Origin of the sequence: Streptomyces sp. WAC 04229 (assembly GCF_003947455.1) — a bacterium.
Classification (GTDB): domain Bacteria; phylum Actinomycetota; class Actinomycetes; order Streptomycetales; family Streptomycetaceae; genus Streptomyces.
The window spans coordinates 1-248 of sequence record NZ_QHJH01000462.1; the positions used below are offsets into that span (position 1 = coordinate 1).

Consider the following 248-nt stretch of genomic DNA (forward strand, 5'->3'; position numbering starts at 1 on the left):
TTGCAGCCTGCTGTCCCCCATTCCTCCAGCAGACCGCAGCCTCCAGCCGCTGTCACCGCCCGAGCCGAAATCTGAAACGAACCACGACTCACGTGGCGAGACGTGAACTCAAGACCAGATCACTAGGTGTACTGCCCAGGGACGTTGGTCAACCTGGTGACGGGCGGTTTGCCGTCGGTTGCGGTGTGGGGGCGGTGGTGATTGTAGTGATGGAGCCAGGCCGGCAGGGCTTTGCGGCGGGCTGATTC

General features: G+C 62.9%; 1 protein-coding gene. It reads right to left on the bottom strand.

Annotated features, from left to right (window positions below; translation table 11 throughout):
• Positions 1-122: 122 nt before the first annotated feature.
• The coding region (locus tag DMH12_RS38865) for an integrase core domain-containing protein (RefSeq protein WP_148107541.1) at positions 123-248 on the bottom strand (126 nt) is incomplete at its 5' end.